The 16,694-nt window shown below is 63.4% G+C and carries 14 protein-coding genes and 1 riboswitch; of the genes, 8 read left to right on the forward strand and 6 right to left on the reverse strand.

Annotated features, from left to right (window positions below; genetic code table 11):
* Window positions 1-10 precede the first annotated feature (10 nt).
* From ABIB78_RS08835 to ABIB78_RS08845, 3 genes are all read right to left on the reverse strand, one after another.
* The gene (locus ABIB78_RS08835) at window positions 11-3,115 is read right to left on the reverse strand and encodes an alpha-mannosidase (RefSeq protein WP_429023712.1); all 3,105 of its coding nucleotides are present in this window, start codon (window positions 3,113-3,115) and stop codon (window positions 11-13) included.
* Between the two features lie 232 nt (window positions 3,116-3,347).
* Window positions 3,348-3,875, reverse strand: coding sequence for a PRC-barrel domain-containing protein (locus tag ABIB78_RS08840; RefSeq protein ID WP_429023714.1), 528 nt, complete (start codon window positions 3,873-3,875; stop codon window positions 3,348-3,350).
* A 359-nt stretch (window positions 3,876-4,234) separates the two neighbouring features.
* A complete protein-coding gene (locus tag ABIB78_RS08845) occupies window positions 4,235-4,612 on the reverse strand; it encodes a PRC-barrel domain-containing protein (RefSeq protein ID WP_429023716.1) in 378 nt (125 codons plus the stop codon).
* A 285-nt stretch (window positions 4,613-4,897) separates the two neighbouring features.
* Between ABIB78_RS08845 and ABIB78_RS08850 the strand changes: the two genes are divergently transcribed.
* Together ABIB78_RS08850 and ABIB78_RS08855 are read left to right on the forward strand one after the other, a co-directional pair.
* The gene (locus ABIB78_RS08850) at window positions 4,898-5,635 is read left to right on the forward strand and encodes a response regulator (RefSeq protein ID WP_409902747.1); all 738 of its coding nucleotides are present in this window, start codon (window positions 4,898-4,900) and stop codon (window positions 5,633-5,635) included.
* A 2-nt stretch (window positions 5,636-5,637) separates the two neighbouring features.
* The gene (locus ABIB78_RS08855; protein WP_429023718.1) at window positions 5,638-6,987 is read left to right on the forward strand and encodes an ATP-binding protein; all 1,350 of its coding nucleotides are present in this window, start codon (window positions 5,638-5,640) and stop codon (window positions 6,985-6,987) included.
* Between the two features lie 45 nt (window positions 6,988-7,032).
* Here the strand turns inward: ABIB78_RS08855 and ABIB78_RS08860 are convergent, their stop codons facing one another.
* Complete coding sequence (locus ABIB78_RS08860; protein WP_429023720.1) at window positions 7,033-7,230, reverse strand: hypothetical protein; 198 nt, start codon at window positions 7,228-7,230, stop codon at window positions 7,033-7,035.
* A gap of 364 nt (window positions 7,231-7,594) precedes the next feature.
* Here ABIB78_RS08860 and ABIB78_RS08865 point away from each other — a divergent pair, with 364 nt between their 5' ends.
* From ABIB78_RS08865 to thiC, 6 genes are all read left to right on the forward strand, one after another.
* Window positions 7,595-8,131 carry a transglycosylase SLT domain-containing protein gene (locus ABIB78_RS08865; protein ID WP_429023722.1) on the forward strand — a complete coding sequence of 179 codons (537 nt, stop codon included), beginning with the start codon at window positions 7,595-7,597 and terminating at the stop codon, window positions 8,129-8,131.
* Window positions 8,132-8,308: 177 nt separating this feature from the next.
* Window positions 8,309-8,452: riboswitch (TPP riboswitch) on the forward strand.
* Window positions 8,440-9,453 carry an FAD-dependent oxidoreductase gene (locus tag ABIB78_RS08870; RefSeq protein ID WP_429023723.1) on the forward strand — a complete coding sequence of 338 codons (1,014 nt, stop codon included), beginning with the start codon at window positions 8,440-8,442 and terminating at the stop codon, window positions 9,451-9,453. (Overlaps the previous riboswitch by 13 nt.)
* Window positions 9,454-9,460: 7 nt before the next feature.
* Entirely contained in the window at window positions 9,461-9,658 is a 198-nt protein-coding gene (thiS, locus tag ABIB78_RS08875) for a sulfur carrier protein ThiS (protein ID WP_429023725.1), read from the forward strand.
* Window positions 9,659-9,814: 156 nt separating this feature from the next.
* Complete coding sequence (locus ABIB78_RS08880; protein WP_429023727.1) at window positions 9,815-10,597, forward strand: thiazole synthase; 783 nt, start codon at window positions 9,815-9,817, stop codon at window positions 10,595-10,597.
* The gene (locus ABIB78_RS08885; RefSeq protein ID WP_429023729.1) at window positions 10,584-11,192 is read left to right on the forward strand and encodes a thiamine phosphate synthase; all 609 of its coding nucleotides are present in this window, start codon (window positions 10,584-10,586) and stop codon (window positions 11,190-11,192) included. The genes ABIB78_RS08880 and ABIB78_RS08885 overlap by 14 nt, the downstream gene beginning before the upstream one ends.
* Window positions 11,193-11,376: 184 nt before the next feature.
* On the forward strand, window positions 11,377-13,275 hold the full coding sequence (gene thiC / locus ABIB78_RS08890; protein WP_429023731.1) for a phosphomethylpyrimidine synthase ThiC: 1,899 nt from the start codon (window positions 11,377-11,379) through the stop codon (window positions 13,273-13,275).
* A 627-nt stretch (window positions 13,276-13,902) separates the two neighbouring features.
* Here the strand turns inward: thiC and ABIB78_RS08895 are convergent.
* Both ABIB78_RS08895 and ABIB78_RS08900 read right to left on the reverse strand, forming a co-directional pair.
* Window positions 13,903-14,865, reverse strand: a complete 963-nt coding sequence (locus tag ABIB78_RS08895) for a DUF262 domain-containing protein (protein WP_429023732.1) — start codon at window positions 14,863-14,865, stop codon at window positions 13,903-13,905.
* Window positions 14,866-15,026: 161 nt separating this feature from the next.
* A complete protein-coding gene (locus ABIB78_RS08900; protein ID WP_429023734.1) occupies window positions 15,027-16,691 on the reverse strand; it encodes a flavin-containing monooxygenase in 1,665 nt (554 codons plus the stop codon).
* Window positions 16,692-16,694 lie beyond the last annotated feature (3 nt).

Here is a 16,694-nt window from a genome sequence, read left to right on the forward strand (position 1 = left end):
CGCGCTTGCATCACTTCTGGAAAACCCGCAGCGTTGCGATCTGGAACGGACGCAGCGACAAACGACAGCCCCGCGCTGCCGTCGGCAAGGCCTCGATGCGGTCTTCCAGCGTGTTGCTCATCCACACCGACGATATGTCGACGCCGAAATCGAGCATCGCGGCGGCGCGAACGCCTGCGCTCTCATAGAGCCGCACCACCCAGCCTTCGCCGCCCTCAGCGGGCTTGATCGTATCGACGACCACGTTGGCCGGCGACGCCGTCAGGAACGAGTGTCGCAACGGCGCGGGCCGGCCTCCCCCGGTCCAGAGCATCGGACGCTCAAAACACAAGGCGCGCCCGACCGTGTCGGCGGCACGCCAATCGCCTTGATGGGGATAGATCGCATAGCGCATCCGGTGACGCCCGATATCGGCCTGCGGATCAGGCAACTCTGCGCCGCGCAGCAGCGTCAGCGCGAGCTGGTTGCCGAAGGCCGAATAGCCATGACGGCAATCGCTGAACAATGACACGCCGAAATCCGGCTCGGCCATATCGGCCCAGCGATGACCCGGCACTTCGTACCTGGCCGCATCGGCATCCGTATTGGCATGCGTCGGCCGCTCGGTTGCGCCGAACATGGTCTCATAGGTGACGTTCGATGCCCGGCAGGCCACGGGGAACATGACCTTCAGCGTCGTCTTGCGCTCCTGCCAATCGACCGTCGTTTCGAATTCGAGATGATCCGCGCCGGCATCGAGGCGGATCACCTGGCAGAGCCGGCTGGCGCGTCCGAGCCCGCGCTCGAAGCGCACCTCGCCGCGCAGCCCGCCATCCGACACCACCTCGCAACTCACCTCCCCCGTCACGTCGCGCGCGGTCTCAAGCGCAAATGGATCGATATCCCATGCCTCGAAGTCGAGAGGCCTGTCATCGAGCAGCAGCAGGCGCGCCGCCGATGATGCGAACGTCTCGCGGCCGGTCGGTACATGCAGCAGCGATCGGACGAGTCCAGTGCGGTCAATTCGCGCCTTCAGCCGCGTATTCGACAGCACGAAGCCGTCCGGATCGGCGGAGACGGCAACAACTTCAGCGGTCGTCGTGGTTTCTCCCGCCGCAAACGGCGCGGCGACGACATGGCGCAGCACGCCATCGGGATCGGACGCGATCTCGGCGCGCGCACGGCCCAGCGTGTTGACCGGCGTCCAACCGGCGTCTTCGGAATCGCGCGGCGATTCGGAATCGCACGGCGATTCGGAATCGCACAGCGCCGCCAGCAGGGCTTGCGTGCGGCGCCCGGCTTCCTCCGCCACCCCGGCGAGTTCGACCTCCGCCCGCTCATAGACCTCGCGAATGCTGCTGCCGGGGATGATGTCGTGGAACTGGTTGACCAGCAGCGTACGCCACAGCCCTTCGATCTCCTGCGCGGAGGGCGCCGGTTGCTGCCAGGCGCTCGCAACCGTGGTCACGAATTCGAGTGCCTGAAGGCCAGCCTCGCAGGCGCGGTTGAGGCGCTTGGTCTCGGCCTGCGTGGTGTAGGTGCCGCGGTGATATTCGAGATAGAGCTCGCCTTCGATCGTCGCCAGATCCTGCGCAGACATCGCCAGGCGGTCGAAGAATTCGTCGGCGGTACGGATTTGAATCCGCGGAAGCCCCTGCAGGTCCTTGGTCCGCTGCAACGTTTCGAGCATCGTCTCGTCGGCGCCGCCACCGCCATCGCCATATCCGAACAGATAGAGCGCATCGGGTGATCGATCGGCGTCCTTGTAGTTGGCGGCGTGATAGCGGAGCTCCGCAAGCTGCGCCGATCCGTTGTAGGTGTCCGCCGGCGGGAAATGTGCCAGCACCGTGCTGCCGTCCAGTCCACGCCAATGGAAGCTGTGATGCGGCGGCGAGGTGAACTTGTTCCAAGACAGCTTCTGGGTCAGAAAGCGTGACATCCCCGCCGACTGCATCAGCTGCGGCAGCTGAGCATCGTAGCCGAACACGTCAGGATTCCAGAACACAGTGGAGCGTGCGCCGAACGTTCGCTCGAAATAGCGCTGACCATAGAGGAACTGTCGGCACATCGACTCGCCCCATGGCAGGTTGCAGTCCGGTTCGATCCAGCTGCCGCCTACCGGAATCCATTGACCCGCCTCGGCCTTGGCGCGGATCCGTGCGAACAGATCAGGGTCGTGCTGCTCGATGACGGCATATTGATAGGCCTGCGAGCAGGCGAACTTGAAATCGGGATATCGGTCCATCAACGCGACGGCCGTGGAGAAGCTGCGCTGCGCCTTGCGGCGGGTTTCCGCCAGCGGCCACAGCCACGCGGTGTCGAGATGGGCGTGGCCGATCGCCGACATCTCGTGGGCAATGGTGCCGTTGCGCGCCGCCAGCAAGCCGTTGAGGATCTCCCGCGCTGCCGGCCATGTCGCGCGATCGTCGGGATCGGCGATGTTGCAGACACGGTTGAGATCGTGCAGCAGGCGTCCCGCCCAGGTCCGATCCAGCGCCGGCTGCGCTGTCTCGCCAACGGCTCCGTATGACCTGCTCTTTGTCGTCGGGTCCCGATCGGCCTCGAGCTGACGAAGCACGTCGTAATCAAAATAGAACGCGGAGGCCTCGGGATCGCAGCGGCGCAGCTCGCACGCCGCCAGCGCGTAGGCCTGCGGGTCGCTCCAGAACGCACCGAACAGACCGTTGCAGGCAATTTCCACATGGAAGCCTACGGTCTCCCCACCGCGCGCCGACTGAATGAGCGGCGCGACATGGCGGCCGGGATTCAGCCCCTGCGACGAGCGTCCGTCGAGCCAAAGCAGAGCTTCCGACCGGCTGTCCCAATACAGATCCACGCGCGAGCCGGCCCAGGCCGCCGGCACCTCGGCCACGACCCGCACCCAATAAGTCGCCCATAGCGGCCCCAGCGTCTCGCCCAATGCGACCGGCCGATAATCGAGATCGAGCGCCTCCCCAAGGCTGATTCGCTCGGTGGGACCGGCGAGTTCGAGCGAGGTGACCGGCACGCGGTCGGCACGAGTCTTCTGTTGCAGCCGCTCCGCGAACAGCTCCAACCGGCGCCGCGTGTACTGCGGGTAGCGGCCGCGAATCCGGGCTACCGCGGGATTGCCGCCATCTCGATCCGTTTCATTCATCAGGTTTTTCAGCCATGTGACGAATGAGTACCTAAGCCGAATTCGTTGAGGCTTGATTATGGCAACGGGTCGCTTCGCGGACCTCACCACACCAAGGGTGGAGGCAATATCCAAAACTGTCTTTGCCTGACCCAATCCTTATACCCTGGGCTCGGGTTTTATCCACCTCGCCAGCAAGAAGCGCGCCCGGCAGCAACCGGGCGCGCTTGTCTCTCACGCAACGCGATGTGCGTTAGTCGGTCGAGTACTTGAACTCAGGCATCGCCTTCAGCTCATCCTTGGTCGAACTGAACACGGCGTGATCCGGATACCAGGGATTCGGCTTCGACGCGGCTGCCGCCGGCGCCGCGCCCGTGGTCGTCGACTTGCTGGTGCTGTCGGCGCCGGTGTTCGAGGCGCCGGTGTAGGCGATCGGCTCGCTGACGAACTTCACCTTGTCGAACGGAACCGCAACCAGATGCTCGCCGACACCAAGGAAGCCGCCGACGCCGATCACGACCGCCTTGATGGCACCGCTCTTGTCCATCAAGAGATCGTTGATCGAGCCGACGCTCTCGTTGCTATCGTTGTACACGCTGAGGCCGGCGACCTTGGACGCGCGCCAGTTGCCCTTATACGAGGACGGCGACGTGGTTGACGTGGTCGAGGTCGACGCCCCCGGAGACATCTTGTCGCCCTTGTCGGTTGGCGTCTGCGCAAAGGCGACGGTTGCAAGCAGCGCGGTGCCGGCGAAGCCGGCGATGATGGATTTGACCAACATTGATGGCTCTCCTCTCGTAAAATCGATACAGGGAGAACCTGTCACCTTCGCAACTGTTCCTAACCGAACGCGCGCCCAAAAGCCGCTCCAATGCAGAGGAACGCCATGGAAGCGATGCGGCAAGCCCAAGCGCGCCCCCTTTCCAACGCATGGAGCGTTACGGTGCTTGACGAAAGCGATCGTCACCTCTCAAGTACGCTGCGGTTGAGCCTCACGACTGCGCCGGACGCGCAGTCCCTGATGTGACGATGTTTGGCTCACTAAGTCGTCCCGGCGAACCGCGCTGCACAAGCCGGCGCTCGCCCCCGTACGCAGCATCAATCGACACGCGTCGATCGTGGGCGCCGATCACCACGCAATCAGAAACCGCCCCAATAGGGCGGCACGCCGTAGAAGCGATGCAGCTCGACTTCCTGCGAGCGATCGCCCCAATCGAAATCCTTGTCGGCGCGGAACGACGGCGCGCGTTTCAGCTCGTCGTCCTCGATGTCGAGCTCGTAGGCCTCGAACTTCGGGTTGTAGTGCAGCCGGCCCCACGGCAGCGGAATGAGGTTGGTTCCGATACCGAGGAAGCCGCCGAAGCTCAGCACCGCGTATGACACCTTGCCCGAGATCTTGTCGATCATCAGCCGCTCGATATGGCCGATCATGTCGCCATTCGGACGGCGCACCGCCGTCCCCTCGACCCGGTCGCTCGCAATGAGTTGATGCGGTCTGGTCCTGACATCGACGGTCATCTCACCCTCCTGACCTGAAAGGGAAACAACGCGCCGCCGGGGGAACGGGTTCCGCCCCGGATATGACAACCAGCCTTCCCTTTTCGGGCCGCCGTGGTCTTGGCGATTCCGGGGGGCGCGGCCGGAAGAGTTCGGCCCGAATTTCAACGCATTAGCTTGATGACAGAACGATAACTATTCTCTGCGGTGGCGACCTGTTAACCCGATCTGCCGGGCAAGATTCCAGAAATGCACTGAAACAAAATTCCTGAGCCGCTTTCCCCGAATCACGGACAAAAGATCGGTATGACCCAGGCTGCGCCCAATATCCTTGTCGTCGAGGACGACCGCGAGACACGGTCCCTCATCGCAAAATATCTCCGCACCAATTCCTGTCATGTCACGACCGCCTCTGACGGCCGCGAGATGGCAAAGGCAATGACCGACCACCGCGTTGATCTGCTGGTGCTCGACGTCATGCTGCCCGGCGAGGACGGCCTCAGCCTGTGCCGCAAGGTGCGGGCGGAGTCGCAGACGCCGATCATCATGCTGACGGCCCGCGGCGAGGACGTCGACCGCATCCTCGGCCTCGAGATGGGCGCCGACGACTATCTGGCAAAGCCGTTCAACCCGCGCGAGCTGCTGGCGCGGATCAATGCGGTGCTGCGCCGGCAAGCCGCCGCACGCAACGCCAGCGCGATCGAGGGTGCGACCACGCTGACCTTCCTCGGCTGGCGCATCGACATCCGCCTGCGCGAGCTGCGCAACCCGGATGGAGCGCGCGTCGCCATGACCAGCGCCGAGTTCGACCTGCTCCGGACCTTCTGCGAGCGGCCCGGCCGCGTGCTGTCGCGCGACAGCCTGCTCGACCTGACGCAGGGTCGCAGCGCCGGCTCGTTCGAGCGTTCGATCGACGTGCTGGTCAGCCGCATCCGCCGCAAGATCGAGCCCGATCCGCAGGAGGCCACCATGATCAAGACGGTGCGTTCCGGCGGCTATGTGTTCACTCCGAGGGTGGAGGCGGTTGCCGCCACGAGCAACTGACGATGAAGCTGCTGCGCGTGCTGAGTCTGCGGGGGATCGGCGCCCAGATGGCGGCGCTGGTCGTCGTCTCGATCGTCGCGCTGCACCTGATCATCACCGCCACCTTCCTGATCCATCGCCCGGACCGGTCGGAGCCTCCGGATCGCTGGCACACCCAGCTCGCCGCCGCCGCGCAACTCCTGGGGCATTCCCCGGCATCGGAGCGTCCGCGGCTCGAGGCCGACGTTGCCCGCACCTTCCCACAACTTGCGATCGGCGACCTGCCGGCCGATAGCGGTGCGCTCACCGAGACCGACAGCCCGAGCCTGCACGCGCTGCGCCGGCTCGGCGCCGGCTATCGCGTATTCCTGCTGCCGCGCGAGGCGGGCAGTCCGCCGCATGACGGCGAGACTCGCCGCGTCGCGATCCGCCTGCCGGACGGCGCGATGTTCGCCGCGAACCTGATGCCGGATCAACACATGCGGCCGTTCTGGGGCGGGCCGTGGATGATGACGGTGCTGTTCGCCGTCATCAGCGTCACCCTGCTCGGCCTGTGGGCGGCTTGGGCGCTGACCGCGCCGCTGTCATCCTTCGTCAAGGCCGCCGAGACCTTCAGCCTGAACGGCGCCGCGGCTCCGCTGCCGGAGCGCGGCCCCGAGGAGATCCGCTCGCTGGCCAAGGCGCTGAACCGGATGCGCGAGCGCATCACCACATTGATCGACGATCGCACCAAGATGCTGGCCGCCATCAGCCATGATCTGCGCACGCCGATCACGCGGATGCGGCTGCGCGCCGAATTCATCGAGGACGAGACCAATCGCCACCGCATGCTGCGCGACCTCGACCAGATGCGCTCGATGCTGGAATCGGTGCTGTCGTTCCTGCGCAACGACCGCAAGCTCGAGGAGATGACGCTGGTCGACATCGCGAGCACACTGCACCTCGTCACCGACCAGTTCGCCGACATGGGACACAAGGTCAACTACGAAGGCCCGCAGCACGCGATGGCGACCGCGCGGCCCGCCGACCTGCATCGCTGCATCACCAATCTGGTGGACAATGCCGCGCGCTTCGGCGGCGAAGTGACCGTCCGCCTCGACGTCGGGCCCGATCGCCTCGTCGTCGACATCGAGGACGATGGCCCCGGCATTTCGGACGCGCACAAGGCAAGCGTGCTGGAGCCGTTCGTGCGCGGCGACCAGGCGCGCAACATGGATGAGGCCGAGGGCTTCGGACTTGGCCTGTCGATTGCCAACGCCATCGTGCTCGCGCATGACGGCACCTTGTCGCTGCACGATCGCAAGCCGCACGGGCTGGTGGTCCGGATCGAATTGCCGGCGCGACAGCAGCCGTTGCAGAAATCCGCGGCCTGATCAGGCCAAGCCGATCGGCGACGAAGCTGACTGATAACTAAGGCGTCAGGCGGCGAGCGGCGTAATAAGCTCCGCTTCCTCGTAGATCGCGATGGCCTCGAAGCGGTAATTGCAGGCGCGGCAATTCCACAGATAGGACGTGCGGCCTTCGCCGTGCTCCACCCAATCGGGGCGGGCAATCGGCTTGCCGCATTGCGCGCAGGGATTTTCGCGAGGCATATAGCCGGTGTCCTGACGGACCATGGCGCATCTCCCGAATGTTGTTTCTTGCGTGCTTTGGAATGACAGGCGCGCTGACTAAACGCTGCCATCAAACGGAGTGTAGACCTTCACTGAGTCGTTTGCACGACAAACCGGTATGGATGGCGTGCGGCAAAGTCGGCCAAAAAAACTGAAGCAGAAAATTTGCGGCAGACAATTTTCGGCTGAGACGATTGAAGCGAACAATTTGCAGCATCTCGCAATTGCGTCGCCCGGTTCGCCGACATCCGGACAATCACGAACGCAGATCGTTCGCTTGTGCGAAGGTTTTGCCACATTCCTGCCCGCTCGCCGTACCAATGAGACCGCAGAACCGACGCGCGTTTGATCACCCGGGCGAACCGAGATGAAGACCGTTCAGAGCCTTAGCTTCCTGGCCGCCATCGCGGTGCTGGCGTCCTGCGCCAGTGCGCAGGCGCAATCGCGGGCGCAATATGAGGCGATGGTGGCGGCCGAGGCCCAGGCAAACCTGGTGCCGGAAGAGCTGGTGCATCGCGTCATCGTCCGTGAAAGCAAGTACCATCCGCAGCTGATCGGGCGCGGCGGCACCATCGGGCTGATGCAGATCAAGCTCGGCACCGCGCGCGGCCTCGGCTACACCGGTACCGCCGAGGGTCTGCGCGATCCCGGGACCAACCTCAAATACGGCGTCAAATACCTCTCCGGCGCCTATCGCGCCGCCAATGGCGATCACGACCGAGCCGTGCGTTATTTTGCGGGCGGGTATTACTACGTCGCAAAGCGCCAGCGCGGGGGTCACCTCAAGGAGGCGATGCATGGCGGCGCCGGTGCACCACCGAAAGAGCTCGCCAGACAGGGGCAACTGTCGGACCAAATGTCGGCCGACACCGCCGAGCCGAAGCCGGAACAGGCCGAAAAATAAAGCCGATCGCGTTCACCCCGCGGGCGCGCAGGGCACAGCCCCCGCTGTCCTCGACGCGCCCCCTCACCGCAAATCATGCGATCATTCGGCAGCGCACCTCTTGCGCGCGGCTGCGGCACCTCGGCGCGCCGGCGCCCAGCATACACGTTGACACACAAGCCCATCCGCCTACATTAGGGGCGTTCCGAGGGGTGCTCCGAAGGAGGAGCTGAGATACCGCAAGCTTGGGCTTAGCCAATATGGCGATCAGTCCGGGACCGCGGTGACCCTTTGAACCTGATCCGGGTCATGCCGGCGAAGGGACAGGGATGTATCAGACGTCACGACTGCGGGGGGATTCCCCCGTCTCCATCATCGGCGCAGGCATAGCCGGCGCTTGGCATGCGTTGTTGCTCGCAGAGGCCGGACGTGCGGTCACCCTGCATGAGCGCAGTGACGCCGCGATGACGGAATCCACAAGCCATTGGGCCGGCGGGATGCTGGCGCCCTGGTGCGAAGCGGAGGCCTCCGAGCCGGTGATCTCGCGCCTTGGCCTGCGCTCGCTCGACCTGTGGCGGCAGCATTTTCCGGAAACGGCGTTCAACGGCTCGCTGGTGGTGGCGCATCCGCGCGACCGGGCCGATTTCGAGCGCTTTGCCCGCCTCACCACCGGCCACATCAGGCTCGACGCCGAGGGCGTTCGCGCGCTCGAGCCGTCGCTCGAGGGCCGCTTCCGTGACGGCCTGTTCTATCCCGACGAGGGCCATGTCGAGCCGCGCCGCGTGCTGCCGCGGCTGCATGCCGCGATCGCCAGGGCCGGCGGCGCCATCGAATTTGGCAGCGAAGCCGAGGCCCGTGATCTCGACGGCATTGTGATCGACTGCCGCGGCCTCGCCGCGCGCGACCGCGAGCCGACGCTGCGCGGCGTCAAGGGCGAGATGATCATCATCGAGACCGCGGAGGTCGAGCTGTCGCGCCCGGTGCGACTGATCCATCCGCGCTGGCCGCTTTACGTGATCCCGCGCGGCGACGGCCGCTTCATGCTGGGCGCGACCTCGATCGAGGCCGAGGACAATGGCGTCAGCGTGCGCTCGGCGCTGGAACTGCTCGGGGCCGCCTACGTCGTGCATCCGGCCTTTGGCGAAGCGCGCATCGTCGAATTTGGCGCCGGCCTGCGCCCGGCCTTTCCCGACAATCTGCCGAAAATCAGGATCGAGCAGGAACGCATCACGGTGAACGGACTCTACCGTCATGGCTTCCTGCTCGCGCCGGCGCTGGCCGAGCTGACGCTCGCCTATCTCGCGCGCGGCGAAATCGACAATGAGGTGATGCAATGCGCGTGATCGTCCAATGCGTGTAATTGTTAACGGCGAGCAGCGCGAGATCGCGGCTTCCAGCGTCGATGCGCTGCTGGCCGAGCTCGACTACGAGGGCTCGCATTTCGCGATCGCGCTGAACTACGACGTGGTGCCGAAGAGCCGCTGGGCCGAGACCGCACTCAAGGCCGGCGACGAGATCGAGATCATCACGCCGCGGCAGGGAGGGTGATGGGATGCGCCATCGCACCATTTACTCCGCTGTCATCGCCCGGCTTGACCGGGCGACCCAGTACGCCGCGGCCTCTCGGTTCACGGCATGGCCTCTGGAATACTGGATCCCCGCTTTCGCGGGGATGACGACCACATTTGAGGAGACACCTCGGACATGGTGAATTTCTACGGCAAATCCTTCCCCTCCCGCCTCTTGATCGGCACCGCGCTGTATCCATCGCCTGCGATCATGCAGAACGCGATCCGCGCCTCCGGCGCCAGCATCGTCACGGTGTCGCTGCGGCGCGAGGCGGCGGGCGGCAAGACCGGCGATGCGTTCTGGGCGCTGATCCGCGAGCTCGGCGTCACCGTGCTGCCGAACACCGCGGGCTGCCGCAGCGTGCGCGAGGCCGTCACCACCGCAAAGCTCGCGCGTGAATTGTTCGACACGCCGTGGATCAAGCTCGAGGTGATCGCCGACAACGACACGCTGCAGCCCGACGTGGTCGGCCTGGTCGAGGCCGCCGCCATCCTGGTCAAGGACGGTTTTGAGGTGTTCCCCTATTGCACCGAGGATCTTTCCGTCGCCACGCGCCTGGTCGAGGCCGGCTGCAAGGTGGTGATGCCGTGGGCAGCGCCAATCGGCAGCGCCAAGGGCATCACCAACCGCGACGCGCTGAAGCTTTTGCGCGACCGCCTGCCCGACATCACGCTGGTGGTCGACGCCGGGCTCGGCGCGCCGTCGCATGCCGCCGAGGCGCTCGAGCTCGGCTATGACGCCGTGCTGCTCAACACCGCGGTTGCAAAAGCCGCCGACCCCGTTGCGATGGCCAACGCCTTCCGCCTCGGCGTCGAGGCCGGCCGCACCGCCTACGAAGCCGGGCTGATGGAAGCCCGCGACTTCGCCTCCCCGTCCACCCCTGTCGTTGGGACTCCGTTCTGGCATGCCGTATCCTGATCCGTTCTATCCCGTCGTCGACAGCATTAAATGGGTCGAGCGCCTGACCAAGCTCGGCGTCGGCACCATCCAGCTCCGCGCCAAGGACCTCGACGATGCCGGGGCGCTGCAGATCGTCAGCGATGCGCTCGCGGTCACCAAGGGCACGCCGACCAAGCTCGTCGTCAACGACTACTGGCGCGCGGCGATCGTCGCCGGCGCCGAGCATCTGCATCTCGGCCAGGAAGACCTCGCGGGAGCCGACCTTGCCGAGATCCGCAAAGCGAAGCTGACGCTCGGCGTCTCCACCCATGACGACGCCGAACTCGCCACCGCGCTCGCGGCCAAACCCGACTATGTCGCGCTCGGCCCGATCTTCTTCACCACGCTGAAGTCGATGCGGTTCGAGCCGCAGGGCGTCCCGAAGATCACCGAGTGGAAGAAGCGCATCGGCTCCATCCCCCTTGTCGCGATCGGCGGCATCAAGTTCGAGCACGCCGCCGAGATCTTCGCCGCCGGCGCCGATTCGATCGCCGTCGTCAGCGACGTCACCCAGAACGCCGACCCCGACGCGCGGGTCCGGCAGTGGCTCGGCCTCAGCGCGGAGGCCGCATGATGCGCACGTTCGCCCCGCCGACTCTGCCGTCATCGCCCGGCTGGACCGGGCGATCCAGTACGCCGCGGCTTCTCCGTATCCCGCCGCAGCCTCTGGAATACTGGATCCCCGCTTTCGCGGGGATGACAGCGGTACTCATCTCTCGCGCAGCAATGCCAACGAATTGAAGCAAGGAGGATCCCTCATGAACATTCGCTCCAACCCCGACACCACGCTCCCCGCCGTCACCACCGGCTCGCTGCCCGCCTCGCGCAAGATCTTTGCGACGCCGGAGGCCGCGCCCGACCTGCGCGTGCCGCTGCGCGAGATCATGCTGTCGGAAGGCGCCGGCGAGCCGAACCTGCCGGTCTATGACACCTCGGGCCCCTACACCGATCCCGCCGTGACGATCGATGTCAACAGCGGCCTGCCGCGCAACCGGCTCGCCTGGGTCAAGGAACGCGGCGGCGTCGAGGAATATCAGGGCCGCAGCATCAAGCCGGAGGACAACGGCAATGTCGGCGCCTCGCACGCGGCAAAGGCGTTCACCGCGCACCACATGCCGCTGCGCGGCCTCGACGGCCACAAGATCACGCAGCTCGAGTTCGCCCGCGCCGGCATCATCACCAAGGAGATGATCTACGTCGCCGAGCGCGAGAATCTCGGCCGCAAGCAACAACTGGAGCGCGCGGAAGCCGCGCTTGCCGACGGCGAGAGCTTCGGCGCGGAGGTCCCGGCCTTCATCACCCCGGAATTCGTCCGCAGCGAGATCGCGCGAGGACGGGCCATCATTCCCTCCAACATCAACCATGCCGAGCTGGAGCCGATGATCATCGGCCGCAACTTCCTGACCAAGATCAACGCCAATATCGGCAATTCGGCGGTGACCTCGTCTGTAGAAGAGGAGGTAGACAAGATGGTGTGGGCGATCCGCTGGGGCGCCGACACCGTGATGGACCTCTCCACGGGGCGCAACATCCACACCACCCGCGAATGGATTTTGCGCAACTCGCCGGTGCCGATCGGCACCGTTCCGATTTACCAGGCACTGGAGAAGTGCGAAGGCGATCCCGTCAAGCTGACCTGGGAGCTCTACAAGGACACGCTGATCGAGCAGTGCGAACAGGGCGTCGACTATTTCACGATCCACGCCGGTGTGCGGCTGCCCTACATCCACCTCACCGCCAACCGCGTCACCGGCATCGTGTCGCGCGGCGGTTCGATCATGGCGAAGTGGTGCCTGGCGCATCACAAGGAGAGCTTCCTCTACAGCCATTTCGACGAGATCTGCGACCTCATGCGCAAGTATGACGTCTCGTTCTCGCTCGGCGATGGCCTGCGCCCCGGCTCGATCGCGGATGCGAACGATCGCGCGCAGTTCGCGGAGCTGGAGACGCTCGGCGAGCTCACCAAGATCGCATGGGACAAGGGCTGCCAGGTCATGATCGAGGGCCCCGGCCACGTGCCGATGCACAAGATCAAGATCAACATGGACAAGCAGCTCAAGGAGTGCGGCGAGGCGCCGTTCTATACGTTGGGACCGCTGACGACAGACATCGCGCCGGGCTACGACCACATCACCTCGGGCATTGGCGCGGCCATGATCGGCTGGTTCGGCTGCGCCATGCTCTGCTACGTCACGCCGAAGGAGCATCTCGGCCTGCCCGATCGCAACGACGTCAAGGTCGGCGTCATCACCTACAAGATCGCGGCTCACGCCAGCGATCTCGCCAAGGGCCACCCCGCCGCCCAGCTGCGCGACGACGCGCTCAGCCGCGCCCGCTTCGACTTCCGCTGGCAGGACCAGTTCAACCTCGGCCTCGACCCCGAGACCGCGAAGAACTTCCACGACGAGACCCTGCCGAAGGAAGCCCACAAGGTCGCGCATTTCTGCTCGATGTGCGGCCCGAAATTCTGCTCGATGAAGATCACCCAGGACGTCCGCGACTACGCCGCGACGCTCAACGATCCGACCGGCGTCGGGGCGTCGATCTCAGGCACCATCGAGGACGGCATGGCGCAGATGAGCGCCAAGTTCAAAGAGATGGGCGAGAACTTGTATCTCGACGCGGACAAGGTGAAGGAGAGCAATCGGGTGTTGTGAGGAGTCGGAAGCGACGCCGGCTTGCACGGCGTCGCTGCCACCATGGAGTGCTCACCCCTTAAGGTCCGAACACCTTTGTTGCACCGACTAACACTCCGGGCGACAAAATATCGATCAGAGGACGTTCCTGTCTAAATGGGCGCGCCATGATAAAGACCACCAAGCAAATAGCGGCTTATCGTCAAATCGTCGCAGCGATAGAACACCTGCATAAAAAGGACTATGAGTGCGCGATAACGCTCGCAGGCGCAGCCGAAGGGCAAGTGAAAGAAAGATCACAGATCACCTATTTCGATTAATCCTGAAGAAGTTCAGTTCGGACGAAGCTAACGCCTTCATACATTGGCTCAAACACCCATCTGGTCCGGACGGCGCAGAGATAAGCCAACAGGAAGTCGTCATAACGATCGTCCGCGCAATACAAAAGTACATCGGCACCTACGAAACAAACCATCCACACTTTACGACATTCAGCGAGTGGTGCATTGCAAGCGGCTATACGAAGAAGCCGCTCATGGAGGAAAAGGTCTGATCGGAAGGACAGACCCATCACCCGGCCACTAGCACGCGCCCGTCATCTACTAATTTTTCTTGTCGTACTTAAAAACTGGCGTGAGAGCGCGCACTTCAGGAAAGAGTTGCACCAACTGCTCGGTTACGTGGCAGGAGTATTTTTGCAGAGGACCAGTCAACATTCCGCTCTGGCAAAGCATGACCCGATCTAGATAAGGAGCATACGGCTCCAACCAACGAGTAGAAATCGGCTTGGTTCTTGAGTCGAGTACGTGCCAGATCGCCCGAATTATCACTCCTCACGATTTCATCTATCTTCTGGATCGCTCGTCGATACTCACCCACTGTATCTTCCATCTTCTCCCATTCCGGGTCGCGACCGCTAAACGCGGCGTCCAAATCGTCTTGGGAATAAGACTTGGGTCCCTCTTCGATCAACAACAGGAGTTGGGCGATGAATTCGCTATCTCGCATCTGCTTTCGCGATGCAGGTTGGATAAACGGAAAATTCCTTAGGAGAGTCGCGAAGGTCCATTCCGACAATTCCTCCACCTTGGAAATAAACAACCCCGAAAACTTTGCGTGGCGCAACTCTTGACGAGTCAGCTTGGCAACGTTTCGATTAATGCGATCGAACACCGTATTAATGAGGTTTTCATCCTCCGATGGAATGAATTCGACAGCAAATTGATATCTCCAGAAACCGCGCTTTGTGTCGTCATCCAAATCTTTGAAGTATTTGTCGCGATGTTTTGCAATCGACGCCTCGGAGGAGACGGGAAATTGATTCCCGGCAAACTCGAATAGAGTGAGCAGCCGCTGTTTACCATCGACAACGCTGTACTTTGCCACACCTTCTGGAGCGATATCCTCGTAAAGAAATATAGCTGGACAAGGATACTCATTGAGAACGGTGTCGATGAAGAAATCCTTGTAGGGTTGATTCCAGATGCTCCTCCGTTGATAGGGAGGATCCATTTCTAGAAGGTTCCTGTTATACAGATCCCATAGCCAGGACAGGGATTGGAAGGTTGCTTTTCGTTGCACTTTGCTCGCGCCATAGCTGCGGTTAGACATGTAACTACTTTTAAATGAACACCCTATGAGCAGAGAACGCAATACAGAGACGGTTGATAGGACCGATCTAATCTCCGTCCTGCGCCACAAAAACCTATTTATACAGCAAGCGCGGCCCGAATGAGGGTAGCAACGGAATCAAGCCACTGATAGACGAAAGTCTATGCCAACGCGCTAACCGCCACCGCCTTTACGTTGGGCCCTGCCCCAAGCTCAATCTCCCGATACCCCTCCGCCGCCACCCCATTAATGATCGCCAAAAACTTCGGCGTGCCGCCGTTGTAGACGAAGTACCGGACCGTCCCCTCTTCGTGGCCGGCGACGTTGGAGTTGTAGCCGGTGAACCACGACTTGGCTTTGCGCATCAGCATGATCTCGTACATCTTGACGACATGCGCGGTCCAGCGCTGCTGCGCCTCTTCCGTGGCGTCGGCGCGGGTCAGGCCGCGGTCCCACATGTATTGCAGGAGATTGGTGCACCAGTTGACGCCGTTCTCGATGCCGCGCGGGAAGTTGGTCGACGCGGAGGCGCTTTGCGGGCCCGTGGGCATCAACAGGTTCGGGAAGCCGTGGACGAGCATGCCGAGGAAGGTGGATGGCGCGTGCTTCCATTTGTCGGCGAGTTTTTCGCCGCCGATGCCCCTGATGTCGATCAGGTCATACGCGCCGGTGATGGCATCGAAGCCGGTGGCGTAGACGATGATGTCGAAGTCGTAGTCGCGCGCCGTGGTGCGCAGGCCATTCTCGGTGACGCGCACCAGCGGAGTCCCGCTGAGATCGACGAGATGGACGTTGTCGCGATTGTACGCCTCGAAATAGTTCGTCTCCAGCGGCAGGCGCTGCACGCCAAGGCCGTGATCTTTCGGGATCAGCTTTTCGGCAACCTTGGGATCATTGACGCGGCGGCGGATGCGATCGGCGATATAGGCGGACAGCTCGGCATTGGCGGCCTCGTCCATGAATATCTCACGGAAGTTCGCCAGCCAGATGCCGAAGCCGGGCTCATCGTACAGCCTGTCCCACAGCTTAAGCCGCTCCTCGCGGCTCACCTCGTAGAAACCGCGCTTGTCGGGTCCGTGCACGAAGCTGCCGGGCGTCAGCGCGCAGGCGGCGAAGATCTCGTCATAGCGGGCGCGGATGTCGGCCATTTCCTCGTCAGAGATCGCGCTGTTGTTGAGCGGCGCGCTCCAGTTCGGCCGGCGCTGGAACACGGTGAGCTCGCCGACCTTGTCCGCGATCTCGCCGATCACCTGGATGCCGGTGGCGCCGGTGCCGATCACGGCAACCTTCTTAGCCGCGAGATCGACCGGCTCGTGCGGCCAGTAATAGGTGTGGAATGAGCGGCCCTTGAAGTCGTCGATCCCCGGCAGGCGCGGCATGGTCGGCGCCGAGAGCAGGCCGATCCCCAGCACGACGAAGCGGCAGCTCAGCTCGCGGCCGTCACTGATCCTGAGCTGCCAGAGATCGCGCGCCTCGTCGAAGCGCATCGCCTCGACCTTGCAGTTGAACTGCATATGCCGGCGCAGATCGAACTTGTCGGCGACGTAGTTGAGGTAGCGCAGATTCTCGGGCTGGCCGGAGAAGCGCTCCTTCCAATGCCACTCGTCGAGCAGCTCGCGCGAGAACGAGAAGCCGTAGGTGTAGCTCTCCGAGTCGAACCGGCAGCCCGGATAGCGGTTCCAGTACCAGGTGCCGCCGAGATCGGGCGCGGCTTCCAGCACGGTGGCATCGATGCCGAGATCGACCAGCCGCTTGATCTGGTAGATGCCGGCAACGCCGGCGCCGACGACAATCACCTCGTAATGGGTTTTCGCCTCTCCCGTCATGTC

Origin of the sequence: Bradyrhizobium sp. I1.14.4, from assembly GCF_050435825.1 — a bacterium.
In the GTDB taxonomy this organism is placed as follows: domain Bacteria; phylum Pseudomonadota; class Alphaproteobacteria; order Rhizobiales; family Xanthobacteraceae; genus Bradyrhizobium.

Excerpts from the sequence above, each read along its gene's own strand:
- ABIB78_RS08835 (WP_429023712.1), bottom strand. The coding sequence starts at position 3,115 with ATGAATGAAACGGATCGAGATGGCGGCAATCCCGCGGTAGCCCGGATT.
- ABIB78_RS08840 (WP_429023714.1), bottom strand. The coding sequence starts at position 3,875 with ATGTTGGTCAAATCCATCATCGCCGGCTTCGCCGGCACCGCGCTGCTT.
- ABIB78_RS08845 (WP_429023716.1), bottom strand. The coding sequence starts at position 4,612 with ATGACCGTCGATGTCAGGACCAGACCGCATCAACTCATTGCGAGCGAC.
- ABIB78_RS08850 (WP_409902747.1), top strand. The coding sequence starts at position 4,898 with ATGACCCAGGCTGCGCCCAATATCCTTGTCGTCGAGGACGACCGCGAG.
- ABIB78_RS08855 (WP_429023718.1), top strand. The coding sequence starts at position 5,638 with ATGAAGCTGCTGCGCGTGCTGAGTCTGCGGGGGATCGGCGCCCAGATG.
- ABIB78_RS08860 (WP_429023720.1), bottom strand. The coding sequence starts at position 7,230 with ATGGTCCGTCAGGACACCGGCTATATGCCTCGCGAAAATCCCTGCGCG.
- ABIB78_RS08865 (WP_429023722.1), top strand. The coding sequence starts at position 7,595 with ATGAAGACCGTTCAGAGCCTTAGCTTCCTGGCCGCCATCGCGGTGCTG.
- ABIB78_RS08870 (WP_429023723.1), top strand. The coding sequence starts at position 8,440 with ATGTATCAGACGTCACGACTGCGGGGGGATTCCCCCGTCTCCATCATC.
- thiS (WP_429023725.1), top strand. The coding sequence starts at position 9,461 with ATGCGTGTAATTGTTAACGGCGAGCAGCGCGAGATCGCGGCTTCCAGC.
- ABIB78_RS08880 (WP_429023727.1), top strand. The coding sequence starts at position 9,815 with ATGGTGAATTTCTACGGCAAATCCTTCCCCTCCCGCCTCTTGATCGGC.
- ABIB78_RS08885 (WP_429023729.1), top strand. The coding sequence starts at position 10,584 with ATGCCGTATCCTGATCCGTTCTATCCCGTCGTCGACAGCATTAAATGG.
- thiC (WP_429023731.1), top strand. The coding sequence starts at position 11,377 with ATGAACATTCGCTCCAACCCCGACACCACGCTCCCCGCCGTCACCACC.
- ABIB78_RS08895 (WP_429023732.1), bottom strand. The coding sequence starts at position 14,865 with ATGTCTAACCGCAGCTATGGCGCGAGCAAAGTGCAACGAAAAGCAACC.
- ABIB78_RS08900 (WP_429023734.1), bottom strand. The coding sequence starts at position 16,691 with ATGACGGGAGAGGCGAAAACCCATTACGAGGTGATTGTCGTCGGCGCC.